The sequence below is a fragment of the Marinobacterium aestuariivivens genome (assembly GCF_042661465.1).
In the GTDB taxonomy this organism is placed as follows: Bacteria; Pseudomonadota; Gammaproteobacteria; order Pseudomonadales; family Balneatricaceae; genus Marinobacterium_A; species Marinobacterium_A aestuariivivens.
Genome location: NZ_JBHSWE010000001.1, coordinates 453,505 through 476,951, shown reverse-complemented (window position 1 = coordinate 476,951; position 23,447 = coordinate 453,505). Strand labels below are relative to the sequence as shown.

Here is a 23,447-nt window from a genome sequence, read left to right as displayed (position 1 = left end):
GTTCGCATTCGATGCAGCCTGGTACCTCACCCGGTATCCGGATGTCGCGGCGTCCGGGATGGATCCGCGGGTGCATTATCTGCGTTTTGGCCGGCGGGAAGGGCGTCTGCCCGGCCCCAACCGGGCTCTGGCCTGGGAAGCCCATCTCTGGCGCCATTGCGCTGACTTGCTGCCCGCTTTGCGGGCCTTGCCGAGGACGAGGCGGCCAGCGCCGATGAGCGGGACTACGCATCCTGGGCCTGTGCCTGCTGGTATGCGTCCGTGACGGAACCTTGCAAGGCACTGCCGTTTCTCGAGCGCTTTCAATCTGGCGACTATCGCTCACCGGGCCATGCCGGGCCCCTGTTGCTGCTGTTCGAGTTGCTGCTCGAGACCGGTCGACGCGATGAGGCGGCCGAACTCTGGGCGCTGCGCTTGCCGAAAGGGCCTCCGATAACGACCAGCGTCTCGCAGCTGTTTCGCTGTGCCAGGCCGGCGCTGCAGGCAATCCGGCAGCGGAAGGCTGGCTCGACGGGGTTAACCGGCTGTTCGCGAATTCGGGCCTCGATCCGGTAACGGATCTCGGCACCGAAGACGCATCCCCGCTCGACCGCTTGGCGGCGGCCAAGCCTGTATTCGACGAAAACCGGGTGGCGGGGGCTCCGCGGGTGTCCGTGATCGTGCCGCTGTTCAATGCCGAAGCGACGCTGGAAACGGCGCTTCGGTCGCTCACCGAGCAGACCTGGCCAAACCTGGAAGTGCTGATCGTCGACGATGCCAGCGCCGATCGCAGCGCCGAGGTCGCGGAAGCCTTCGTTCGGTGCGCGCAAGGGCCCGGGCGTGTTTTCCGATTACTGCGCCAGCCCCGCAATGCCGGCGCCTATGCCGCCCGCAACCGGGGACTGGCGGCAGCGACCGGCGCCTTCATCACCGTACACGACAGCGACGACTGGTCGCATCCGCGCAAGATCGAGTTTCAGGTGCGGCCGTTGCTGGACGGTCCCGCGCTGAAAGCCACGGTAGCCCACTGGGTGCGCTGCACCCCGGATCTTCGCTTTCACCACTGGCGGGTCGAGGAAAGCTGGATCTACCGCAACGTTTCGTCGCTGCTTTTCCGGCGCGAGGTTCACGAAACGCTGGGCTTCTGGGACCGGGTGCGGGCCGACGGTGATACCGAATTCTACTATCGCTTGGTCGCGGCCTTCGGCGACGAGGCGATCGGCGAGGTGAGCCCGGGCGTGCCCCTGTCCTTCGGCCGCAGCCTGCCAACCTCGCTGACCCGCAAAAAGGACACCAGCCTGCGCAGCCGGTTTTGGGGCGCTCGCTACCACTACCAGGATGCGGCCCGGTACTGGCACGCGCAGGCGCACTCGAGTGCGGACCTCTATCTGCCGGAGCGTCCGGTGCAACGTCCGTTTTTCGCGCCGCAAAGCCTGTGCGACGAAACGGCTTCGGCGTCTGCATGCGGTTGGGAGAGGGCATTGGTACTGGAGTCCGGACTGTTCGACCCGCAGTGGTATGTCCTCGCCAATCCGGATGTCCGGGACCTGCTGGTCGACCCTGGGAGCACTACTGGGCGCAAGGAGAGGCCGAGGGCCGGGACCCGGGGCCGGCATTCAGCTCCAGCGGCTACCGACTGCGCTACGCCAACCTCGTCGGGGACGACAGACCGATCCTGCATTTCCTGCGGGAGGGACGAGCACAGGGACTGGAAGCGCGGCCTGTTTTCGAGGGGCGCCGGCCGGTGGCGGAAGGCAGATCCTGGGTGATGCTGTGCGGCCACCAGGCAGGCGCCGAATTGTACGGTGCCGAGCGTAGCCTGCTGGATCTTGCCAGAGCAATGCAGTCGTTACGGCTGAACGTACTCGCCGTGCTGCCGTCAGCGGTCAATGAGGCCTATCTGGACGCTGTATCGGCGTTGTGCCAGCAGGTTGCGATCGTACCGCTGCTCTGGTGGCGGCAGGGGCGGGCAGCGCAGCAGGCAACGACTTCATGCCTGGAGGGGCTGATCCGGCAGTACGGGGTAAAGCTGGTGTATGTCAATACCGTCGTGCTCGCCGAGCCCCTGCAGGCGGCGCGGCGGCTTTCCGTGCCAGTGGTCGTCCACGGCCGGGAGATGCCGGCCCATGATCCCGCCCTGTGCGAACTGCTGATGGCCACTCCTGAGCAGGTCGCCGAACAGGTGCGTACCGGCGCCGACGTTCTGGTTGCCAACTCCGCCTGCCGGCACGCTACTACGGAGCGCCTCGCAGCTTCGTGGTGCCCAATATCGTCGATACGGCGGTGTTCGAGGTGCCGCTGCCACAGCAGGCCGGCCTCTCGGTCGCCCTGATCAGCAGCAACCTGCCGAAGAAGGGCCTGGACGACTTCATCGAGCTGGCGCGTCTGCTTGACGGCAAGGGTATCCGCTGTCTGCTGATCGGGCCGGATAACGCCCACGTGGACCGGCTAAGAGCCCGGGCCGCGAAAGGAGCTTCCGCCAGGTCTGGTTTTGGCCGGTTATGCGCCGTCTGCGCAGGAGGCGCTGGCGCAGGCCGATGTCGTCGTCAATCTGTCGCACTTCGAAGAGTCCTTCGGGCGTACCGTCCTCGAAGCGATGGCGGCTGGCCGTCCCGTTGTCTGCTATCGCTGGGGTGCGCTGCCGGAACTGGTCGAGCACGGGCAAACCGGGTATCTTGCTCCGTTTCGCGACATAGCCGCCGTTGCCGATTACCTGTTGCGGCTGGCCGCGGACGAAAGCGCGCGCCGGCGCATGGGGGAAGCTGCGCGGGAGCGGGCCGCGAGTTTCTACGGGCCCTCGAATATGACAACCGCGCTGGCCGATGTCTTTGCGGCCTTTATGAGTGATCGTTTTTAGTTAGAGTTATGAGAAGTCAATGACCATTCGTTTATTCGTTCATATACCCAAAACAGCGGGTACCAGTTTCCGCCTGGGGGCAGAGCAGGCCCTCGGTGCCCAGAGTATGGTTTACGACTACGGCGCGGAGTCGCCGGAAACGTCGGCGATTACCCAAAAGCATGTTTATCAGGAGCAGGATTTCTGGGGCTTTTACGGCGCCTGCTACGAGAGCGGTGCCGCCATCGTCGGCGGCCATATGAATTGCAACCGCTTCGTCGCCGGTTTCGGTGTCGAGAATATTGTCACCTTCGTGCGGGATCCGCTTCAGCGGATCGCGTCGGAGTATCAGCATTTCGTGCGCGTGAAAAATTACAAGGGGACTTTCAGGGATTTCTATTCGCAGAGCCGGATGCAAAATCGCCTGAGCCGGGCGTTCCGGGATGTTCCCCTTTATAGCGTGGGCTTTGTCGGGGTGACGGAGCGGTACAACGACAGCCTCGATATGCTGAACGAGCTGTCGGGGCTGGGCATCCCCCGCCGCGAGGAGAACCTGGGGAATGGCGGGGTGGGCCGGGCCCACAGCTTCGACGAAGAGGAGCTGCGCGAACTGAAGGCGTTCAACCGCGAGGACCTGGCGCTGTACCGCCGCTGCCTGGATCTGTTCGACCAGCGCTGGGAGTTGTTTAAAAAAGGTCAGCCCTTCGTCCATGGCGTCTTGACCCAGGTCGCGGCGAACCGGGTCGGGGGCTGGGCCTGGTGGGCCGGCACCAGCGATGAGCCGGTGGCGGTCGATATCGCCGTCAACGGGCAACCGCAGGGACGCGTCGTCGCGCGCGACTTCGCGGCGCATCTGTGCAGGCTCAGCCCGCCGCGCGGGGGTATGTCGGCTTTCATCTGCCGCTGAAGCTCACGCCGGGTGACAGGGTCCGCTGTACGGTTAGTGAAACCGGGCAGGTTCTGGGTGAGAGGGTCATGCCGGCACCGAAGGACAAATGATGGCGACTCGCAACGGCCTCGTCGCGGGCTGGTATCTGATCGACGGCCAGCTGCCTGCGGAGGAGGGTGACCTCGCCGTCTGGGTGCTTGCCGAGGGCACGGAACTGCGCGTTCCGCTCCCGGTCACGCTGAAGGGGCGTATTTACGAACTGGTATCGATACCGGCGGGGGCGCGGCGGCTGTCGGTCGTTGCCGAGGCCGCCGGCAGGGACGTCGACCCACTTCAATTGACCGTGCGCCGGGTGACGTCTGCAGGGGCGAGGCTCTTGATGTGGGACCGGATTGCCGGTGTTCTGCCCAAGATGCCGCCGGCCCAGCGGCGGGTGCTCGGCTTGAGCTGGCCTGCGGCGCTGTTGGAGCCAAAGCGCAGTTACCGTCAGGTCGGCAAGCTGAGGGCCTATTTCCCGGCCCCCTGTTATGAGGAGTGGATCCAGCGCTTCGAGGAGGTAACGCCCCGCCAGCGTCGGCAGTTGCGGGCGCGCCTGAAGCGCGGGAACGCCGCGGGTTTGCGCTTTCGGGTTCTGATCGATGGTCGGGGCCTGGAAGATCCTGCAGCGGTGCGGCGGGCTGTCGAGTCTGTTCGCGAGCAATGGGACCTGCAGGCGAGCGTCCGGCTGCTGATCGAAGACCCGGTCCCGCCACGGGCAATGGCCGAAATCGGCGTTTCCGGCTTGGAGGCGATCACGGCGTCGGAGCTCGTTCGCGAGCCGGCCGATGCGGGGAGCTGGACGCTGTTTATGCCGGCCAGCACGATCCTGGCGCCCTGGGCGCTGGCCTGGTTTGCTTGTGAGGCGTTGCGTCGACCGGCCGTGGCACTGATGTACTCCGACCACGACCACCTGTCTGCGGATGGCGAGCGCCAGGACCCGAAGTTCAAGCCCGACTTTTCACTAGAGCTGGCGCGCAGTTCCGCCTATCTGGGCTCCGTGCTCGCCCTTCGCGAGGACAAGCTCAGGGAAGTTCTTGGCAGCCTTGACCTCGGGACTGCTTATGGACTGGCTCTAGAGTTCGCACGGCTTTGTGGTGACGAGGTCATCCACCATGTGCCTGCGATTCTTTGGCATCAGGTGGGGGCGGATGCCGTGCCGGACAAGGCGAGCCTCGAACAGCATTTGCGCCGCTGCAGCGTGGCGGCTGAGGCGCTGCCTGATCGCGGCACGCATCTGAGGGTACGTTACTCATTGCCAGCCGTGTCACCGATGGTGAGCATCCTCGTCCCGACCCGGGACATGTTGCATTTTCTCAAACCCTGCGTCGAGAGCCTGCTGGCGCGCACGACCTGGCCGAACTACGAGATCCTGATCGTCGATAATCAGTCGACCTGCGCGGAAACTCTGGCATTTATGGATGCGGTCGGGGCCGATGACCGGGTCCGGGTATTGCGTTATGACCGGCCCTTCAATTTTTCCGCGATCAACAATTACGCGGCTGAACAGGCTCGCGGCGACATTCTTTGTCTGTTGAACAATGATACGGAGGTGCTGACGCCGGAGTGGCTGGAGGAGATGGTGTCCCGCCTGCTGCAGCCAGGTATCGGTGTCGTGGGCGCGCGTCTCTACTTCACCGACGGTCGTGTGCAACATGCGGGCGACGTGCTCGGGCCGGGCGGTTGTGCCAGCCATCTGCATGGTCCTATCGCAGCAGACGACCCCGGTTACATGGACCGGGCGATGCTTGCGCAGGATCTGTCGGCGGTTACGGCGGCCTGTTTCGTCACGCCGCGTGAGCTGTATCGTTCGCTCGGGGGCTGGAGGAAGAGGCGCTGCCGGTTGCCTTCAATGATGTCGATTACTGCCTGCGTGTGCGGGAGAGTGGGCATCGGGTGATATACACGCCCTATGCCGAACTCTACCATCACGAATCGGTGTCGCGGGGCAAGGACGACGACCCTGTCAAGGCGGCGCGGGCGAAGCGCGAGGCCGACTACATGCGCCGGCGTTGGGGGAGCGTTATCGAGCGGGATCCTTTTTACAACCCCAACCTGAATTACTCGCGTGCCGATTTCCGTCTCGGACGGTTGCCGCGTATCGGTTTTCCCTGGATCGAGTAGGGTCTTCGATGAAGTTTGAGAAATTGAGTATCCCGGACGTGGTGCTGATCACGCCCGAAGTGTTCGGAGACGATCGCGGTTTCTTTATGGAAACCTTCCGTCAGAGTGCTTTCGTCGAGCATTGCGGCGACTACCTGTTCGTCCAGGATAACCACAGCCGCTCGGGCAAGGGCGTGTTGCGAGGTCTTCATTATCAATTGGAACAGCCGCAAGGCAAGCTGGTGCGGGTGACCCGGGGCGAAGTCTTCGATGTGGCGGTTGACATGCGCAGGCGTTCACCCACCTTCGGGCGTTGGGTCGGGGCCGCGCTGAGTGAGGAGAACAAGAAGATGCTGTGGGTACCGCCCGGATTTGCCCATGGCTTCTACGTCACCGGAGACGGCGCCGAATTTCAGTACAAGTGCACCGACTACTATGCGCCTGGTGATGAGGTGTCCATCCTGTGGAACGATCCGGATATTGCGATCGACTGGCCCTTGGAAGCAGGCGGCCCTGTCGTTTCGGGCAAGGATCAGGCAGGGCTGGCATTCCGAAACGCACCGGCCTTCGACTAGTTTGTCATGACCAGAGCGCTAATCGTCCAGCAGGCCGCGAATCCATCGACGGAGTTTTTCATCCTGCCGGAGCTGGAAAAGCGCCAATGCCTCCATGAGCAGTACCGTTTGCAGGATGCGCCCCCTGACGACCGGGGCGAGTTCGACTCTGTCGTCTTCGTGCGCTACCTGACGCCTCAGTGGCGGCGCTGGGTGGAGCGGAATCGCGCCCGGCTGGGCAGGGTCGTGCTGTTCATGGACGATGATCTGCTGGATCTGAAGGCTCATGCCGGTCTGCCCTGGCGTTATCGCTGGAAGCTACTGAAACTGGTTTGGCGCCATCAGCGCTGGCTGAAGTCGATTGGCGCCGAGCTCTGGGTGTCGACGCCCTGGCTGCAGGAAAAGTACCGGGCGTGGCAACCGAAGCTGGTGCAGCCGCAGTCCCCGCACCCGGCCACGTCAGCGGTCAAAACGCTGTTTTATCACGGTTCGTCATCGCACTACGACGAGATCGAGTGGCTTTATCCGGTCATCGTGCAGGTGCTGGAGCGTGCGCCCGATCTCGTGTTCGAAATCATCGGCAATCAGAAAGTGCGTAATCTATTCGCTGGCGTGCCCAGGGTTCAGGTGCTCCATTCGATGGACTGGCACTCCTACAAGGCGCTGCTGGCTCGCCCGGGACGGACCGTCGGCCTTGCTCCCTTGCTCGATTCGCCGTTCAATCGCGCGCGTTCCCACACCAAGTTCTTCGATATCACCCAGGCAGGAGCTGTCGGTCTTTACGCGGCAGGGCCGATTTACGGGCGCATCGTTCAGCATGGTGGGAATGGGTTGCTGCTGCCGATGGATCAGAACGCCTGGGTCGAAGCCATATTGCGTCTGGTCAATGACGAGGCCTACCGGCTGCAACTACTGGACGGTGCTCGCAGGACAACATGATCGGATATTTTTCCGCGGGTATCGCTCGCATTCCCTATCTGGAGCAGTTGCTCGAGAAGCCCTGTATCCGGCTCGGATGGGGGCGCAAAAATACTGCTGTCAGTCATATAGCCGGTTGGGGACTCAAGCCCACGGCCGCCAGGGCGCGTCGCTATGCACAGGACAGGCAGCTGCCCTACCTCTCGCTCGAAGACGGATTTCTGCGTTCATTGGGCCTGGGTGTGACCGGCGCGCCCTTGCACAGCCTGATTGTCGATGGGACCGGTATCTATTACGACGCCACCCGCGCCAGTGACCTCGAACAGCTGATCGTCACGGCGAATTTTTCCGCCGAGGAGGTGGGGCGCGCTCGCCGTTGCATTGACTTGTTGTGTCGTTACCGTCTGTCCAAGTACAACCATGCGCCGGACGTGCCGCTGGCGTTGGGAGGGGCGTTGTCGGATTCGCTGCGAATTCAGCGCCCTTTGGAAGAGGCTTTTGCGAAACAGAAGGTGGCATCTTTCCTCTTAGGAGCGACGTACCCAAAGGGTACCTCCCCCGTTGAAACCAGCGCCGTGCCAGAGTTATTCGCCGCGAGGCGCGGCTCCTACAGGGTATTGGTGGTCGACCAGACGTTTGGTGATCCGTCCATTCAGTACGGCCTGGCTGACGACCATGCTTTCGATCGCATGTTGGAGGCAGCGATTGCCGACAATCCGGGTGCGGAAGTGCTGGTCAAGATCCATCCCGATGTGATCGCAGGCAAGAAGAAAGGCTACCTGCTCGAGCTCGCCAGAGAGCGGTGCTGTACGCTGATCGGGGCCGATCTTTCGCCCTGGGCGCTGCTGGATGCGGTAGAGAAGGTCTATGTGGTTACCAGTCAACTCGGTTTCGAGGCGCTGATGGGGGTAAGGAGGTCCATTGCTTCGGTATGCCCTTCTATGCGGGTTGGGGCCTTACTCATGACAGGCAGACCTGCGAGCGACGAGGCGTTCGGCGCTCGCTGGAGCAGGTCTTCGCTGCGGCGTACCTGGGTTACTGTCGCTATATCAATCCCTATACGGGGTTGCGCTGCGAACTCGAGGATACCATCGCCCTGATTGCCGATCAGAAACGTATGCTCGAACGCGGGCGGGGTGGTTGGGTGGCAATAGGTTTTTCGCGCTGGAAGCGCGGTTTTCTAGGGCGCTTTCTCGGTAATGCGGCCAGTGTCCAGTATGTCGATCGCCAGGCAGCGATCCCGCAGGGAGCAGGAGAAGAGCGGGCGCTGGTCTGGAGTTCCCGCCTGGATGAGTCGCTGACTCGGCATTGTGAAGCGGCGGGTCGTTATCTGTGGCGTATCGAGGATGGCTTTATACGATCCGTCGGCCTCGGCGCCGATCTGGTGGATCCGCTGTCGCTGGTGCTGGACTCTCAGGGCATTTACTACGACGCGACGAGGCCGAGCGACCTCGAGAGCTTGCTCGAAAACGCCGATATGCCGGCGGATCTTGTCGAACGGGCTTCCCGGTTGCGTGAAGCACTGGTATCTCAGCGATTGTCGAAATACAACGTGGGTAACGAAGGCAGGCTCGAGCTGCCCGTTGGCAGGCGGATATTGCTGGTGCCGGGGCAGGTCGAAACGGATGCCTCCATTCGATACGGCTCGCCCGAGCTGAAAACCAACAGGCAATTGCTGGAGGCGGTGCGAGCCGTCAACCCGGATGCTTTCATCATCTACAAGCCGCATCCCGATGTGCTCAGTGGCGGGCGCCAGGGCGTTCTGGAAACAGGACCGCCTGACCTGTATGACCTCGAAGTCCGCGATATCGCGATGCCGGATCTGCTGGAGCAGGTCAACGAGGTGCATACACTGACTTCGCTGACGGGCTTCGAAGCTTTGCTGCGCGGGATCCCCGTCTCGACCTACGGCTTGCCGTTCTATGCCGGTTGGGGGCTGACACAGGATAGCCTCCGCTGTTCACGTCGAGCACGCAGGCGCACGCTGGACGAGTTGGTTGCGGCGACGCTGATTCTCTACCCGGTTTATGTCGATCCCGAAAGTGGCGATCAGATCAATGCCGAGACCGCTGTTGAGCTGCTGCGGCGTGCCCGCGACAAGGGTTATAGGCGCAGCCTGAAAGGGCGGCTATATAATTTGCTTCGAAGGCGGAGTTAGGGAGGTTAGGTTGTTGGAGATTGGCGGTAATGCTGCAAACCCTTTGGGACTATGCTTTGACACATGATGAATACATCTGGAATTGACGGAAGCTCCGGCGGCAAGTCGATTGATGAGCTGATCGCGTCAGTTCGAAAGTGTTGCCAGTCCGGGATCGGACGACTCCGTCTGGCGATTCTCTTCGGCTCCTGCAGCACGGGCAGTGCGCGCAGTCATAGCGATATCGATGTCGCTGTTCAATCAGATTCTCCCTCTCGCCAGGCGAGAGGGAGAATCTGATTGAACGGCTTGCGCTCGCGACCGGGCGACCTGTGGACCTGATCGATCTGTATGACGTTGGCGAGCCTCTGTTGAACCAGATCGTTACAACCGGTGTACGTGTTATAGACAGCGACGAAGAGTATGCTCGTCTGATAATGCGCAACGTAGTGGCGAACGAGGATTTCGTGCCGTTACAGCAGCGCTTGTTGAAAGAGAGGCTGGATGCATGGATCAAGCGCTGATCAATCAGAAGCTGGAGTCTTTACGGCGCTGCATTCGCCGGCTCGAAACCCGTTGTCCCGCTTCGGCCGAAGACCTGGCCGGGGACCTGGATGCTCAGGATATCGTATCTCTCAACCTGACACGGGCCGTGCAGCTCAGCGTGGATATCGCGTTGCACTGGATCGCTGAGCACCCGGATATCAAGGCACCCGCCACGATGGGTGAGAGTTTCGAGGTCATGGCCGGCGCCCCGCACTGCCATAGCAACGGTGCGGTTCGCTGCGCGTCACCGGCACCCTACGGGAAACGGCCGTTTCGCAGGGCACCTTGACCGCCATCTATGGCGGTGCGTGCATCCCGGAGCCCTTCGCTATGATTTGGCATTCAGCATAAAGCGGCGAAGGTCGCGTTCTTCCCGCATGACATGGAGAATGAGCACTTTCGATTCATCGTGCCGATAAAAGATCCGGCAGGGCGGCACCAGGATCTCGCGATAGTCGGTGTCTGGCAGTTCCGGCGGCTTTCGCCCCGATTGCGGGAAATGTTCCAGTCTGCTCACTTTGTCAAAAACCGACGCAACCAGACGTTGGGCAGCACCGGGGTTTTCAAGGGCTATGTATTCCGCGATATCGTTGAGCTGGTCGAGAGCGGGCTCCGTCCAGATTATCGAAGCCATTTAGCCATTTTCTCCCTGGCTTCGGAGTGGGAGAGCGTTCGCCCCTCGGCCTGTGCCCGTTCGCCTTTGGCCAGTGCCTCGAGCAGCTCAAGCCGGCGCACCATGAATTCATAATCCTCGACATCAACCAGATATGCCGAAGGCTGGCCATGTTCGGTTATAAGGACGGCCTCCTTGGAGCGATGCAGATCTGCCAGTATCTTGGTTGCCTGCCGTTTGAGATTGGTGACGAGTTCGACTTTCATCGGAGCTCCTCCGAGATGGTAAAGTGACACTATAGTATCACTACGGCCGGGTGTCAGCCATAAACTCGAATTTGCTTTGCCATTGGTTGGACCGTTCGGTGCCGATTAGCTGAGCCATGTGGGTTAGCGCAATGCAGCGTATTGCGTGCCGATGTCGGGCTTCGGTCATCGTTGGGCTTCGGCCCTGCGGGCCTCAGCCCAACCTACTGGTTCGAACCCATCTGTACCAGGGTGTTGAGCCTGCCTCCCTCAGAACGGGAACACCAGCGGCACCAGGGTCAGAACGCCGGCGGAGTAGGCGAGGCTGACCGGAAGACCCGTTTTGACATAGTCCTGCAGGCGATAGCGGCCCGGCGAGTAGACCATCAGGTGGGTCTGGTAGCCGAACGGGATCAGGAAACAGGCGCTGGCGCCGAAGGCGACGGCCATGATGAAGGGTAGCGGGTCGGCGCCGAAGGCCTGGGCGGTTGACAGTGCGATCGGGAAGGCGAGGGCCGCGGCGGCATTGTTGGTGACGGTTTCCGTCAACAGCAACGTGATCAGGTAAACGCCGATAAAGGCACCCATGACGCCGAATCCGTTGGCGTAGCCCTGGATGAAGTCCGATACCAGCTGGGCGGCGCCCGAGGCTTCCATGCCCCTGGCGATGGTGAGTGCGGAGCCGATCAGCAGCAGCAGCTCGAACGGGAAGCGGCGGCGCAACTCGCCGATCGAGAGAACGCGGCTGGCCAGCAGGGCCCCCAGCAGCAGCAGCAGGCCGTGAAACAGCGGCAGGATGCCCGCGGTGGCGGCGACCACGACCGCGGCGAATCCCGACAGGGCCAGCGCGCTCTGGGTATCGCTGAGCCTGGGCGCTGCAGCGAGCCACTCAGTACGTGGAAGTTGCGATCCAGGTTGCGGTGCTGCATGAAATCGGCGCCGACCGCCAGTAGCAGGCTGTCGCCCACCCGTAGCGGTATCCGGCCGAGCTGCTCCTTCAGACGTTTCTCGCCCCGTCGTATCCCCACCACGCCCGCGTTGAACATGGTGCGGAAGTCCACCTCCTGCAGCGTGCGACTGGCCAGTTCCGATTCATTCGATACCACCACTTCCACCAGGTTGGTCGCCAGCAGGTCGTCGGTGCGGCTGCCGAACAGCTCCAGCCCCTGAAAGCGCTGTAGCACCTGCACCTTCTGTACTTCACCGGTGAACGCCAGCACATCGCCGGCATGAATGATCTCATCTGGCCCCACCGGGCTGATCAGGTGCCCCTCCCGTTCGATCTCCAGCAGATACAGCCCGTCCAGATTTCTCAGCCGGTTCTCCTCGATGCTTTTGCCGATCAGCGGCGAGTCGCCGAGTACCTGGGCGGCGAGGAAGTATTCCTGGCTTGATTCCTGTTCATCGGCCCGGTGTACCGGCAGGTTTCGGGCGCTGATCAGCAGGACCGCCATGCACAGCAGCGCTACCGGAAGGCCGACCAGGCTGAACTGGAACATCTCCAGCGGCGGCATTCCGGCGCTGACCGCGAAGGAACTGACGACCAGGTTGGTCGAGGTGCCGATCAGTGTCGTGATGCCTCCGAAAATGGAGGCAAATGACAGTGGAATCAGCAGGCGCGACGGGGCGATGTGGCGCTGGCGACTGATGGCGCCGAGAAAAGACGCAACCACGGCGGTGTTGTTGAGAAAGGCCGATAAAATGGCGCTGGTTCCCATGAGCCTGAGCAGCGCAATCCGTTCCCGCCCCTTGAGCAGATGTTCGGACAGCTGGTCCAGCAGTTGGGATCTTTCCAGCGCCAGCGATACCAGCATCAGCAGGATCAGGGTGGCCAGGGCCGGATTGGCGAAGCTGGCCAGCAGGTCCTGCGTCTCGACGACGCCCAGCAACAGGAAGCCGCCGGCCCAGGCGGCGAACAGCACCGCCGGCTGTAATCGGCCACTGGCCAGCAGCGCCAGCAGCACGCCCACCGATATCAGTACGTTCCAGCTTTCCATTTGATGTTTGTCTTCCTTTCCATCCCTTTTGGGGCCTGATTTCCCGGCGGTGCTTGTTAAGTGGTTACGCGTGACGGGACGTGGGCCCGGTCTCCGGGCAAACCGGTTTAGCGTCGAGGTCATTCGCCCACAGTCATTGCGCCTCACCCACAAACGAGTTGGCATTGTAGAGATTTGTTTAATACACTGTCGATAGCTGTCAGGCTGTTTTTGCTGATATATGGATATTTATCTTTTTAATACAATGAGTTGGCGTGAATAAATCGGTAAAACATTTATCGCCGGAGGCGTTGAACAAACGTCGACGCGAAGCGGTTCAGCTGCGAATCGGTGGTGCTACGGTTGCCGAAGCCGCAAAGCAGGCCGGCCTCAGCCCGCCGACCGTGATCGCCGCCTACAAGGCTTTCGTGGCTGGCGGCTGGAGCGCGGTGGACGTCAAGCCGCGCGGTCGCAAGGCGGGCGCCGGCCGCAGTCTCGCACCCGAACAGGAGCTGGCGCTTCTGCGGCATCTGTTCGCATCGCCGCCCGACGCCTGTCTCGAGGCCGGCGGGCTCTGGCAGGCCGAGGGCATTCTGAGGTGGGTGCAGGCCGAGTTCGGCGTGGCGCTGACGCCCCGCAGCCTGGGTCGCCTGCTGCAGCAGTGGCAACTGGACGCACCCGACCTGAAGGCCAGTCTGCTGGCCCGGCCGCTGGGCACTATACGGCAGCGCTGGTCGAGAGGCCGGCTGAAGCCGCTGGAGGCCGCCATGCGGCAGAAGGGCGGTACCCTGGCGTGGGGCGGGTTGCGGCGGATTGCAAATCCCGCTACCGGTGCCCCCTGCTACCAGCTCTACGTCAGTGTCGGGCGTGGCAGGTACTACTGGCTGCTGAGCGACCGCCCGCCCGTTTCCACTCTTTATCAGGAATTTTTTCAACGCCTGCTCGGGGTCTGCAAAGGGCCGGTCGGGCTGGTTTTCCAGGGGCCGATCTGAACCGCGATGCCGCGGTTCAAGATTGGTTAACCTGTCATGAAGGATCATTCAGACTTTTGGCTGCGCCGGCTGAGGCTCCGCCGGCGAGTCAAAAGGCATCGGCACACAACACTCAAGTCTCCCGGGAAACCCCGGGTTCGCCCCCGGTACTTTTCCCGGAAAATCGGAATCGTTGAGGACAACAATGGCATTGACTCATTTGCAACGGCTGGAAGCCGAGAGTATTCACATCATGCGCGAGGTGGTAGCCGAGGCCGAAAACCCGGTCATGCTCTACTCGATCGGCAAGGACAGTGCGGTGATGCTGCACCTGGCGATGAAGGCGTTTGCGCCGTCGGTGCCCCCGTTCCCGCTGCTACATGTGGACACCCGCTGGAAGTTTCGCGAGATGTATCAGTTCCGCGACCAGATGGCCGAGAAGCTGGGGATGGACCTGCTGGTTCACGTCAACCCGGAAGGCGTCGAGAAGGATGTAAACCCCTTTACCCACGGCTCGGCGATCCATACCGATATCATGAAAACCGAGGGCCTGAAGCAGGCGCTGAACAAGTACGGCTTCGACGCGGCTTTCGGTGGTGCGCGTCGCGACGAGGAGAAATCCCGCGCCAAGGAGCGCATCTTCTCGTTCCGCAGCGCCCAGCACCGCTGGGATCCCAAGGGGCAGCGGCCGGAACTCTGGAAGCTCTACAACTCCCGCAAGCACAAGGGCGAGAGCATTCGCGTCTTCCCGCTGTCGAACTGGACCGAGCTGGATATCTGGCAGTACATCTACCTTGAGAGCATCCCTATCGTGCCGCTGTACTATTCCGCCGAGCGTCCGGTGGTCGAGCGTGACGGTGCCCTGATCATGGTCGACGACGAGCGTATGCCGTTGCAGCCGGGCGAAGTGCCGATGATGCGCAAGGTCCGCTTCCGTACTCTGGGCTGCTATCCGCTGACCGGTGCGGTGGAGTCTGATGCCGACACCCTGCCGGCGATCATTCAGGAAATGCTGCTGACCAAAACATCCGAACGTCAGGGACGCGTGATCGATCACGATTCGGCCGCGTCGATGGAGAAGAAGAAACAGGAGGGGTATTTCTGATGGCGCACGTATCGGATCTGATTTCCACGGATATCGAGCAGTATTTGAAAGCGCACGAGCGCAAGGGCCTGCTGCGTTTCATCACCTGCGGCAGCGTCGACGACGGCAAGAGCACCCTGATCGGGCGCCTGCTGTTCGAATCCAAGATGCTGTTCGAGGACCAGTTGTCGGCGATTGAGGCGGACTCGAAGAAGTTCGGCACCCAGGGTGACGAGATCGACTTCGCGCTGCTGGTCGACGGCCTCGCCGCCGAGCGCGAGCAGGGCATCACCATCGATGTCGCCTACCGCTTCTTCTCCACCGACCGGCGCAAGTTCATCGTCGCCGATACGCCGGGGCATGAGCAGTACACCCGCAACATGGTGACCGGTGCCTCGACCGCCGATGCGGCCATCCTGATGGTCGACGCGCGCAAGGGTATCCTGACCCAGACCCGCCGCCACAGCTATCTGATGTCGCTGATCGGCATCCGCCATATCGTCGTGGCGATCAACAAGATGGACCTGGTCGACTACTCCGAGAAGGTCTACAACCAGATCGCCGAGGAATACCGTGGTTTCGCGCGTCAGCTGGGTATCGAGGACGTCACCTTCATTCCGATGTCGGCGTTCAAGGGCGACAACATCACCAGCCACAGCGAGCGCATGCCCTGGTACCACGGCACCACCCTGATGGGTTACCTCGAGACCGTCGAGCTGGACGAGGAGCGCCTGCAGCAGGGGCTTTCCGCATGCCGGTGCAGTGGGTCAATCGGCCGAACCTGGATTTCCGCGGCTTCGCCGGCTCCATTGCCAGCGGCATCGTGCGGCCCGGTGACCGGATTCGCGTACAGCCGTCCGGCAAGGAGAGCACCATAGCCCGTATCGTCACCCACGATGGCGATCTGGACCAGGCCGTGGCCGGCCAGTCCATCACCCTGACGCTGGCGGACGAGATCGATATTTCCCGTGGCGATGTGATCTCCGGCATCGAGGCGCCGGCCGAAACGGCGGACCAGTTCGAGGCGACCCTGGTCTGGATGCACGAGGAGCCGCTGCTGCCGGGGCGTCCATACCTGATGAAGATCGGCACCCAGACGGTGACCGCCCAGGTCAGCGAAATCAAGTACCAGGTCAACGTCAACACCCTGGAACATACGGCGGCGAAGAAGCTCGATCTCAATGCGATCGGCATCTGCAACCTGACGCTGGATCGCCCGATCGCCTTTGATCCCTACGAACAGAACCAGGACACCGGAGGCCTGATCCTGATCGACCGCATGTCCAACAGCACGGTCGGTGCCGGCATGCTGAAGTTTGCGCTGCGCCGCAGCCAGAACATCCATATGCAGCATGTCGATGTCGACAAGGAAGCGCGCAGCCGCGCCAAGGCGCAGAAGCCCTGTCTGCTGTGGCTCACTGGCCTGTCCGGTGCCGGCAAATCTACGATTGCCAACTACGTGGAGAAGAAGCTGCATGCTCGCGGGCAGCATACCTACCTGCTCGACGGTGACAATGTAAGACACGGCCTCAATCGGGATCTCGGCTTCACCGATGCGGACCGGGTCGAGAATATCCGCCGCGTCGCCGAAGTCGGCAAGCTGATGGTCGATGCCGGCCTGATCGTGATGACCGCCTTTATTTCGCCGTTCCGTTCCGAGCGCGATATGGCGCGGGGGCTGGTCCAGGAGGGCGAGTTCATCGAGGTGTTCATCGACACGCCGCTCAGCGTCGCCGAGGACCGGGATCCGAAGGGGCTGTACAAGAAGGCGCGTCGCGGCGAGTTGAAGAACTTCACCGGTATCGACTCGGCCTACGAGGCACCGGAGAACCCCGAGATTCGTATCGATACCACGCGGCAGACTCCGGAGCAGGCTGCCGATCTGATCGTCGCGGTGCTCGAAGAGCGCGGGATGCTGGTTGGGTAATAAGGGTGATTGTTGTGGGAGCCCACTCTGTGGGCGAGTAACCTCGGTGCCGATTCAATTCGCCCGGAGGGCCGGGCTCCTACAAAGGTTGGCGATGCGTTTAAGCAAATGTGCATGGGTACAAAAAATGAGTGTAATTGATCAAGGACTGCTCGATGCCGTCGAGCGGATTGCGCGTGACGCCGGCAAGGCGATCATGGAGATTTACGGGCGCGAGTTCAGCGTCGAAGAGAAAGAGGACAAGTCGCCGCTGACCGAGGCAGACGCGGCGGCGCACAGGCTGATCCTTGCAAGTCTGCAGACACTGACGCCGGCAATTCCTGTCCTGTCCGAGGAGGATACTGCTGCTTTTGCCGGCGCCGATGAAAGCGGGCGCTACTGGCTGGTGGACCCGCTGGACGGCACCAAGGAGTTCATCAAGCGCAATGGCGAATTCACCGTCAATATCGCATTGATCGAAAACGGCCAGGCGGTTCTGGGCGTCGTCTATGCGCCGGTGCTCGATGTCGCCTATCTCGGTGCGAAGGGCCTGGGTGCTTTCAAGATCGACGAAAACGGCCGTCAGCCGATTCGCGTGGCCGAGCATGCCGAAGGCGAACCCTGGCGCGTGGTCGGAAGCCGCTCCCATGCCGGTGCCGAAACGGTGGCCTGGCTGGAGAAACTGGGCAAGCACGAGCTGGTGTCGATGGGCAGCTCACTGAAGCTCTGCCTGGTGGCGGAAGGCGTGGCGGACGTCTATCCGCGTCTCGGCCCGACGTCGCTCTGGGATACGGCCGCCGCCCAGGCTGTCGTCGAGCAGGCCGGCGGGGCCGTGATCCGGCTGGATGGCGAACCACTCGGTTACGGCAACACCCGAGAAGTACTGAATCCGTTCTTTATCGTCCATGGTGCCAGCGACATGGCGTGGGGTCGTTTCAATCGCGCGTAACTCGTAGGTTGGTCTGAGACCGCAGGTCGAAGCCCAACACCGGGCGGTGATGGGCTTCGAAGATGCGCTTCGCTGCGCTCTGCGGCATCCTGCGATGGAGTGCCAATGCGGCTTCACCCGTTCTGCAATTCTACACGACCTGCCAGCAGGGTTGTCGCTGGCTGTCGACACTTGTGCAACACCGGCATCAGATAGAAAATCAAACAATCGTTTTAAACGTGGCTCTTTGTTCATCCTGGATCAATATTGTATCGGTATGATGAAGGGATCTGGTTTTCAAACTGAAAGGGATATCTGATGCTCAGCAAAGTCGTCATTCCTGTCGCGGGTCTCGGCACCCGCGTTCTGCCCGCCAGCAAAGCGATTCCGAAAGAGATGCTGTCGGTGGTCGACAAACCGGTGATCCAGCATGTGGTCGAAGAGGCGGTCGCGGCCGGCTTCAGGCAGATCATCCTGGTGACCCGCAGCGGCAAGTCGGCGATTGAGGATCATTTCGACAGCCATTACGAGCTCGAGGCGGAACTCGACCGCAAGGGCAAGGTGGCGCTGCTGTCGTCGGTGCGCGAGATCCTGCCGGCGGGCGTCGAGGTGATCTCGGTGCGCCAGCCATTCGCCAAAGGGCTGGGGCATGCGGTGCTCTGCGCGGCGGCTGTCACCGGCGACGAGGATTTCGCCGTGATGCTGCCGGACATGCTGATCGACAACGCCTCGACCGGCGCCGACATGCAGGCGATGGTCGAGCGCTACCGTGCCGGCGGCCACGGCCAGATCATGGTCGAGGCGGTGCCGGAGGATCAGGTCGAGCGTTACGGCATCGTCGATTGCGGCGGTGCGGCGGTCGAGATCGGTGGTGGCGCCGGTATCCGTGGCATGATCGAAAAGCCCCCGCGTGACCAGGCACCGTCCAATCTGGCGATAGTCGGCCGCTATATACTGCCGGCGCGGGTGATGAGCCTGCTGCAGGACACCCAGCCGGGTGCCGGCGGCGAGATCCAGCTCACCGATGCCCTTGTCCGCCTGATCGACGAAACTCCCCTCGAGGCGTACAGTATGACCGGCGATCTGTATGACTGCGGCAACAAGGCTGGTTTGCTGCAGGCGAATGTCGCCCTGGGCCTGAAGCATCCGGAAACGGCCGATGCATTGAAGGCCTTTCTGGCGAAGTTTTAAAGGCTTTGCCCATGAATATGCTCTCTGGGAGTAAGGGTTTGAATATCGATATCTGCTGGCAGGCATTGGAGTCCCATGCCGGGTCGCTGAAGCCGCAGCACCTCAAGGATCTGATGGCGCAGCCGGGGCGTTTCGAGGGGTTGAGCTTCCGTCACGAGGGGCTCCTGCTGGACCTGTCCCGTCAGCGCATCCTGCCCGAATCACTCGAGCGCCTGATGGAGCTGGCTCAGGCAAGCGAGCTGCCGCGCTGGATCGCTTCGCTGTTCGCCGGCGAGCCGGTCAACGATACCGAAAAGCGGCCGGCACTCCATACGGCGCTGCGCATGCCGCGGAATGCCTCGCTGGAGCTCGGTGGGGAGGATCTGGTGCCGGGGGTGCATGCGAACCTGGACCGGATGTCCGAGATGGTGGCGCAGCTGCACCTGCGGCAATGGCGCGGTTATACCGGAGAGCCGATCGACACCGTGGTGAATATCGGTGTCGGTGGCTCGGACCTGGGACCGGTGATGGCCTGCCGGGCATTGAGCGATTTTCAGCCGGTGCAGGCCCAGGGGCTGAAGATTCACTTCGTCTCGTCGATGGATGGCAGTCAGTTGGCGGAGCTGCTGGATCAGCTCAATCCGGCGACGACGCTCTTTATCGTCTCGTCCAAATCCTTTACCACCATCGATACCCTGGCAAATGCCGAGACCGCGCGTCGCTGGCTGGCCGAGGCCAGCGGTATTGCCGATGATATTCTGGTCAGCCGTCATTTCGTCGCCGTCACCGCCAGCCCGAAAAAGGCGCAGGAGTGGGGTGTACCCGAGCACAATCAGCTGCACTTCTGGGACTGGACCGGCGGGCGCTATTCGATGTGGTCGACCATCGGTTTCCCGATCGCGCTGAAGATCGGCATGGACAACTTCCGCGCCATGCTGGCCGGTGCCCATGCCCTGGACGACCACTTCCGTACCGCGCCGCTGGGCGGGAACCTGCCGGTACTGCTGGCGATGATCGGCATCTGGAATATCAATCTGCTCGATATCCACGCCCATGCGATCCTGCCCTACGATGGCCGGCTGGCGCACCTGCCGGCCTACCTCGAACAGCTCGAAATGGAGAGCAACGGCAAGAGCGTGCGGCGCGACGGTCAGCCCAGCGCACACAGGACCTGTCCGGTCCTCTGGGGCGAGGTCGGTCCCAATGCGCAGCATGCCTTCTACCAGCTGCTGCACCAGGGGACTGAGCCGGTGATGTGCGACTTCGTCGTGCCGGTCCGGCGCTATTCGCAGCAGAGCGAAACCCTCAAGCGTCAGCATCAGCTGGCGCTGGCGAACTGCCTGGCGCAGGCACGGGTGCTCGCGCTGGGGGATGCCGCCCTCGATACGGAACCGCCGACGCCCTGGCAGCACTACAGCGGCAACCAGCCCAGCACCGTCATCATGCTGGAGGAGCTGTCGCCGCGCACCTTCGGTGCCCTGATCGCGCTCTACGAGCACAAGGTATTCGTCCAGTCGGTGATCTGGGGCATCAATCCGTTCGACCAGTGGGGCGTCGAGCTCGGCAAGAAGATGGCGAACCGGATGCTGGAGGTCCTGGGCTCCGCCGCGGCGGACGAGGGGCTGGATGCCTCCACCGAGGGGTTGCTGCAGGAGATTAGGCGCCTGCGTGACAACAAGCCCGACGGGCATTGACAGCTGCAACCATTCAAGGCGGTGATTCGATGAAGGTTTCTGTATGGGGCGACGAGCTGGCGGCCTGGGTGGTCGCGGCGCAGCTCGCCGCTTTTGGCAACGAAGTACAGCTCTGTGCCGGCGAAGTCTGGGGCCGGACGGAGGCGGGCAAGAGCATCTATCCCAGTCACAAGGCGATCAGCGCCGAGCCCGGGCTGATGGAACTGCTGCAGGAGGGGTACGGCAGCGGCCGGCTGCGCGCGGTGCCCGCCGACGAGGCGTTTTCCGCCCCGGTACATTGGCTGGGGATGGCACCGGACAGGCTCGATGAAGCGGTCGACCTGATCCGGCGTATCGCCGAGGGCGGCGCCAAGCCCTGCCTGGTGGTCAATCAGAGCAATTTCGGCATTGGTGCCAGCGACCGGCTGCAGTCGCTGCTGGATCTGGACGCCGGGCAGGCGGTGGTCTGCCTGCCGGATTCGCTGCAGGAGGAAACGCGCTGGCGAAGTTCGGTCAGCCGGATGCGCTGCTGCTCGGCTGCGAGGATGAGTCGGCGCGGCGTTGGCTGCTGGGGCTGCTCCGGCCCTTTACCGGTACCGTGCGCAAGGTCCAGCTGATGACCCGCCGGGAGGCCGAGTTCACCAAGTTCGCCATCAGCGGCATGCTGGCGCTGCGGCTCGGGTATATCAACGAGCTGGCGAACCTGGCGGACCTGCTCGGCGTCGATATCGAGGTCGTTCGGCAGGGCATGGGCACCGACGAGCGTATCGGCACCCATTACCTGGCGCCGGGATGCGGTTTCGGCGGCCAGCACTTCACCCAGTACATCGAGGGACTGGCGGAGCTGCTGAGCGAAAAGCGCCGCTCCAGTCTGCTGGAAACGGTGCTGATCGAAAACCAGCGCCAGATGGAGCTGCCGTTCCGCAAGCTCTGGCAGCATTACCAGTGCGATATCAGGGGCAAAACCGTCGCGCTCTGGGGGCTGGCGTTCAAACCCGGCGTGGCCAGTATCGACAATGCGCCGTCGCTGCGGATTATCGATGCCCTGTTGGCACAGGGAGCGCGGGTGCGATTGCATGATCCGGAGGCCCTGGTCGAGATCAGGAAGCATTATGGCGCCCATCCGCAGTTGACCTGCTGCGACGACAACTACGAGGCGGCCGAAGGTGCCGATGCACTGCTGCTGGTGACCGAGTGGCCCGAGTACTGGTCGCCGGATTTCGGACGTCTCGCGCAGTCGATGCACGCGCGGGTGATCGTCGATGGCCGCAACGTCTACGACCCGGGGCTGGTACGCGAGTACGGGTTTGCGTATTACGGCATCGGGCGGGTGTGAATATTGGTGACGCGTTTCGTGTAACCCGTAACGCGTCACTTATCAAAAACTGAATCGGACTCGAAACGTGACAAAACTGACCTGTTTCAAGGCTTATGATATCCGCGGCCGGCTCGGGGACGAGCTGAACGAGGATATCGCCTACCGTATCGGGCGTGCCTACGCCCAGCAACTGCAGCCGAAGACCGTCGTGGTCGGCGGCGATATCCGCGAAACCTCGGAAGTGCTGAAGCAGGCGCTGGCGCGCGGGCTCCAGGACGGCGGTGTCGATGTGATCGATATCGGCATGGTGGGCACCGAGGAGATCTATTTCGCGACCGTGCACCTGGGCGTCGATGGCGGCATCGAGGTGACGGCGTCGCACAATCCGATCGACTACAACGGCCTCAAGCTGGTGCGCGAGGGCAGCCGGCCGATTTCCGGCGATACCGGGCTCAAGGAGATGCAGCGCCTGGCCGAGGAGCAGGACTGGCCACAGCTCAGCGGCGAGCGGGGCAGCTACAGCCGGCAGGACCTGAAGGATGCCTACGCCGCCAGGATGCTGGCCTATATCGACCCGGCGAAGCTCAAGCCGCTGAAACTGGTGGTCAATGCCGGTAACGGCGCGGCGGGCCCGGCCCTCGATGCGATCGAGCACAAGCTGAAGGAGGCCGGGGCGCCGGTCGAGTTCGTCAAGGTGCACCACGAGCCCGATCCGACCTTTCCGAACGGTATCCCGAATCCGATCCTGATCGAGAACCAGGCTCAGACCGCCAATGTGGTGGTGGCCGAACGCGCCGATATGGGCATCGCCTGGGACGGAGATTTCGACCGCTGCTTTCTGTTCGACGAGAAGGGGCAGTTTATCGAGGGCTACTATATCGTCGGCCTGCTGGCCGAGGCTTTCCTGCAGAAACAGCCGGGGGCCCGGGTGATTCACGACCCGCGCATGACCTGGAACACCATCGACCTGGTCGAAGCCGCCGGCGGGGTACCGGTGCAGTCCAAGACAGGTCACGCCTTTATCAAGGAGAGGATGCGGCACGAGGATGCGGTCTACGGCGGCGAGATGAGTGCGCACCACTATTTCCGCGACTTTGCCTACTGCGACAGCGGCATGATTCCCTGGCTGCTGGTGGCGGAACTGGTGAGTATCAAGGGGCAGCCGCTGTCTGAGCTGGTGGCCGAGCGCATCGCGGCGTTTCCGAGCTCCGGCGAGATTAACAGCAAACTGGCGGATCCTGCGACCGCGATCGAACGGGTGCGCGAATTTTACGAGCCGGACGCTCTGTCGATCGACCAGACGGATGGCATCAGCCTGGAGTTTCCCCGGTGGCGCTTCAACCTGCGCAGCTCCAATACGGAGCCTGTGGTGCGGCTGAATGTCGAGAGTCGCGCCGACCAGGCGCTGATGGAAGAAAAACCGCTGAAATCCTCGAACTGTTACGCCGCTGAAACAGTTCTCCGCTCCCGGGGACCTCCTGTCCCCGGGGCACCATCCCCGTCCGCAAAGTCCATTCCTTGATACCGGTTAAATTGGTACCATAGCCGTTTTGGTCCGCCCTTTC

The 23,447-nt window shown here is 62.3% G+C and carries 26 protein-coding genes and 2 pseudogenes; 24 read left to right on the top strand and 4 right to left on the bottom strand.

What is annotated here, in order from left to right; translation table 11 throughout:
• The first annotated feature begins 261 nt into the window (after positions 1 to 261).
• The 14 genes and pseudogenes from ACFQDL_RS02440 to ACFQDL_RS02375 all read left to right on the top strand — a co-directional run bounded on the left by ACFQDL_RS02440 (position 262) and on the right by ACFQDL_RS02375 (position 10,287).
• The gene (locus ACFQDL_RS02440) at positions 262 to 555 is read left to right on the top strand and encodes a hypothetical protein (RefSeq protein WP_379907647.1); all 294 of its coding nucleotides are present in this window, start codon (positions 262 to 264) and stop codon (positions 553 to 555) included.
• 74 nt (positions 556 to 629) lie between these two features.
• Positions 630 to 1,748 carry a glycosyltransferase family 2 protein gene (locus ACFQDL_RS02435; protein WP_379907645.1) on the top strand — a complete coding sequence of 373 codons (1,119 nt, stop codon included), beginning with the start codon at positions 630 to 632 and terminating at the stop codon, positions 1,746 to 1,748.
• Positions 1,724 to 2,311 (top strand): hypothetical protein, encoded by a 588-nt coding sequence (locus ACFQDL_RS02430; protein ID WP_379907643.1) that lies wholly within the window; start codon positions 1,724 to 1,726, stop codon positions 2,309 to 2,311. Before ACFQDL_RS02435 ends, ACFQDL_RS02430 begins: the two co-directional genes overlap by 25 nt.
• A gap of 153 nt (positions 2,312 to 2,464) precedes the next feature.
• Entirely contained in the window at positions 2,465 to 2,836 is a 372-nt protein-coding gene (locus ACFQDL_RS02425; protein ID WP_465264010.1) for a glycosyltransferase, read from the top strand.
• Between the two features lie 19 nt (positions 2,837 to 2,855).
• On the top strand, positions 2,856 to 3,722 hold the full coding sequence (locus ACFQDL_RS02420) for a sulfotransferase family protein (protein ID WP_379907641.1): 867 nt from the start codon (positions 2,856 to 2,858) through the stop codon (positions 3,720 to 3,722).
• A 91-nt stretch (positions 3,723 to 3,813) separates the two neighbouring features.
• Complete coding sequence (locus tag ACFQDL_RS02415) at positions 3,814 to 5,640, top strand: glycosyltransferase family 2 protein (RefSeq protein WP_379907639.1); 1,827 nt, start codon at positions 3,814 to 3,816, stop codon at positions 5,638 to 5,640.
• Positions 5,637 to 5,864 carry a hypothetical protein gene (locus ACFQDL_RS02410; protein ID WP_379907638.1) on the top strand — a complete coding sequence of 76 codons (228 nt, stop codon included), beginning with the start codon at positions 5,637 to 5,639 and terminating at the stop codon, positions 5,862 to 5,864. Before ACFQDL_RS02415 ends, ACFQDL_RS02410 begins: the two co-directional genes overlap by 4 nt.
• Before the next feature lie 8 nt (positions 5,865 to 5,872).
• Entirely contained in the window at positions 5,873 to 6,418 is a 546-nt protein-coding gene (rfbC, locus tag ACFQDL_RS02405) for a dTDP-4-dehydrorhamnose 3,5-epimerase (RefSeq protein ID WP_379907636.1), read from the top strand.
• A 6-nt stretch (positions 6,419 to 6,424) separates the two neighbouring features.
• Positions 6,425 to 7,336 carry a glycosyltransferase family protein gene (locus ACFQDL_RS02400; protein WP_379907634.1) on the top strand — a complete coding sequence of 304 codons (912 nt, stop codon included), beginning with the start codon at positions 6,425 to 6,427 and terminating at the stop codon, positions 7,334 to 7,336.
• Positions 7,333 to 8,303 (top strand): annotated as a pseudogene (locus ACFQDL_RS02395) (capsular polysaccharide export protein, LipB/KpsS family); the annotation flags it as partial. The gene ACFQDL_RS02400 and the pseudogene ACFQDL_RS02395, both read left to right, overlap by 4 nt.
• 156 nt (positions 8,304 to 8,459) lie before the next feature.
• The gene (locus ACFQDL_RS02390; RefSeq protein WP_379912823.1) at positions 8,460 to 9,473 is read left to right on the top strand and encodes a capsular polysaccharide export protein, LipB/KpsS family; all 1,014 of its coding nucleotides are present in this window, start codon (positions 8,460 to 8,462) and stop codon (positions 9,471 to 9,473) included.
• A 63-nt stretch (positions 9,474 to 9,536) separates the two neighbouring features.
• Positions 9,537 to 9,752: a nucleotidyltransferase domain-containing protein gene (locus ACFQDL_RS02385; protein ID WP_379907632.1), complete on the top strand. Its 216-nt coding sequence runs from the start codon at positions 9,537 to 9,539 to the stop codon at positions 9,750 to 9,752.
• 32 nt (positions 9,753 to 9,784) lie between these two features.
• Positions 9,785 to 9,976 carry a hypothetical protein gene (locus ACFQDL_RS02380; RefSeq protein WP_379907631.1) on the top strand — a complete coding sequence of 64 codons (192 nt, stop codon included), beginning with the start codon at positions 9,785 to 9,787 and terminating at the stop codon, positions 9,974 to 9,976.
• Positions 9,961 to 10,287, top strand: a complete 327-nt coding sequence (locus tag ACFQDL_RS02375; RefSeq protein ID WP_379907630.1) for a DUF86 domain-containing protein — start codon at positions 9,961 to 9,963, stop codon at positions 10,285 to 10,287. Before ACFQDL_RS02380 ends, ACFQDL_RS02375 begins: the two co-directional genes overlap by 16 nt.
• Positions 10,288 to 10,326: 39 nt before the next feature.
• Here the strand turns inward: ACFQDL_RS02375 and ACFQDL_RS02370 are convergent, their stop codons facing one another.
• The 4 genes from ACFQDL_RS02370 to ACFQDL_RS02355 form a co-directional block, all read right to left on the bottom strand.
• Complete coding sequence (locus tag ACFQDL_RS02370; RefSeq protein ID WP_379907629.1) at positions 10,327 to 10,632, bottom strand: type II toxin-antitoxin system RelE/ParE family toxin; 306 nt, start codon at positions 10,630 to 10,632, stop codon at positions 10,327 to 10,329.
• A complete protein-coding gene (locus ACFQDL_RS02365) occupies positions 10,620 to 10,877 on the bottom strand; it encodes a type II toxin-antitoxin system Phd/YefM family antitoxin (protein WP_379907628.1) in 258 nt (85 codons plus the stop codon). The genes ACFQDL_RS02370 and ACFQDL_RS02365 overlap by 13 nt, the downstream gene beginning before the upstream one ends.
• A gap of 249 nt (positions 10,878 to 11,126) precedes the next feature.
• Positions 11,127 to 11,651, bottom strand: coding sequence for an SLC13 family permease (locus tag ACFQDL_RS02360; protein ID WP_465264009.1), 525 nt, complete (start codon positions 11,649 to 11,651; stop codon positions 11,127 to 11,129).
• Positions 11,543 to 12,853 (bottom strand): SLC13 family permease, encoded by a 1,311-nt coding sequence (locus ACFQDL_RS02355; protein ID WP_379907627.1) that lies wholly within the window; start codon positions 12,851 to 12,853, stop codon positions 11,543 to 11,545. Before ACFQDL_RS02355 ends, ACFQDL_RS02360 begins: the two co-directional genes overlap by 109 nt.
• Positions 12,854 to 13,143: 290 nt before the next feature.
• Here ACFQDL_RS02355 and ACFQDL_RS02350 point away from each other — a divergent pair, with 290 nt between their 5' ends.
• The 10 genes and pseudogenes from ACFQDL_RS02350 to cpsG all read left to right on the top strand — a co-directional run bounded on the left by ACFQDL_RS02350 (position 13,144) and on the right by cpsG (position 23,404).
• Complete coding sequence (locus ACFQDL_RS02350; protein ID WP_379907626.1) at positions 13,144 to 13,824, top strand: helix-turn-helix domain-containing protein; 681 nt, start codon at positions 13,144 to 13,146, stop codon at positions 13,822 to 13,824.
• 184 nt (positions 13,825 to 14,008) lie between these two features.
• The gene (gene cysD / locus ACFQDL_RS02345) at positions 14,009 to 14,908 is read left to right on the top strand and encodes a sulfate adenylyltransferase subunit CysD (protein WP_379907625.1); all 900 of its coding nucleotides are present in this window, start codon (positions 14,009 to 14,011) and stop codon (positions 14,906 to 14,908) included.
• Positions 14,908 to 16,814: pseudogene (gene cysN, locus ACFQDL_RS02340) on the top strand (sulfate adenylyltransferase subunit CysN). The gene cysD and the pseudogene cysN overlap by 1 nt, the downstream one beginning before the upstream one ends.
• Before the next feature lie 127 nt (positions 16,815 to 16,941).
• A complete protein-coding gene (gene cysQ / locus ACFQDL_RS02335) occupies positions 16,942 to 17,742 on the top strand; it encodes a 3'(2'),5'-bisphosphate nucleotidase CysQ (protein ID WP_379907624.1) in 801 nt (266 codons plus the stop codon).
• A 49-nt stretch (positions 17,743 to 17,791) separates the two neighbouring features.
• Positions 17,792 to 18,040 (top strand): hypothetical protein, encoded by a 249-nt coding sequence (locus ACFQDL_RS02330; protein ID WP_379907623.1) that lies wholly within the window; start codon positions 17,792 to 17,794, stop codon positions 18,038 to 18,040.
• Complete coding sequence (galU, locus tag ACFQDL_RS02325; RefSeq protein ID WP_379907622.1) at positions 18,040 to 18,912, top strand: UTP--glucose-1-phosphate uridylyltransferase GalU; 873 nt, start codon at positions 18,040 to 18,042, stop codon at positions 18,910 to 18,912. Before ACFQDL_RS02330 ends, galU begins: the two co-directional genes overlap by 1 nt.
• Before the next feature lie 38 nt (positions 18,913 to 18,950).
• Positions 18,951 to 20,585, top strand: coding sequence for a glucose-6-phosphate isomerase (gene pgi / locus ACFQDL_RS02320; protein WP_379907621.1), 1,635 nt, complete (start codon positions 18,951 to 18,953; stop codon positions 20,583 to 20,585).
• A gap of 29 nt (positions 20,586 to 20,614) precedes the next feature.
• On the top strand, positions 20,615 to 21,181 hold the full coding sequence (locus ACFQDL_RS02315; RefSeq protein WP_379907620.1) for a hypothetical protein: 567 nt from the start codon (positions 20,615 to 20,617) through the stop codon (positions 21,179 to 21,181).
• On the top strand, positions 21,181 to 21,900 hold the full coding sequence (locus ACFQDL_RS02310) for a UDP binding domain-containing protein (RefSeq protein ID WP_379907619.1): 720 nt from the start codon (positions 21,181 to 21,183) through the stop codon (positions 21,898 to 21,900). The genes ACFQDL_RS02315 and ACFQDL_RS02310 overlap by 1 nt, the downstream gene beginning before the upstream one ends.
• 67 nt (positions 21,901 to 21,967) lie before the next feature.
• Entirely contained in the window at positions 21,968 to 23,404 is a 1,437-nt protein-coding gene (cpsG, locus tag ACFQDL_RS02305; protein ID WP_379907618.1) for a phosphomannomutase CpsG, read from the top strand.
• Positions 23,405 to 23,447: the final 43 nt, after the last annotated feature.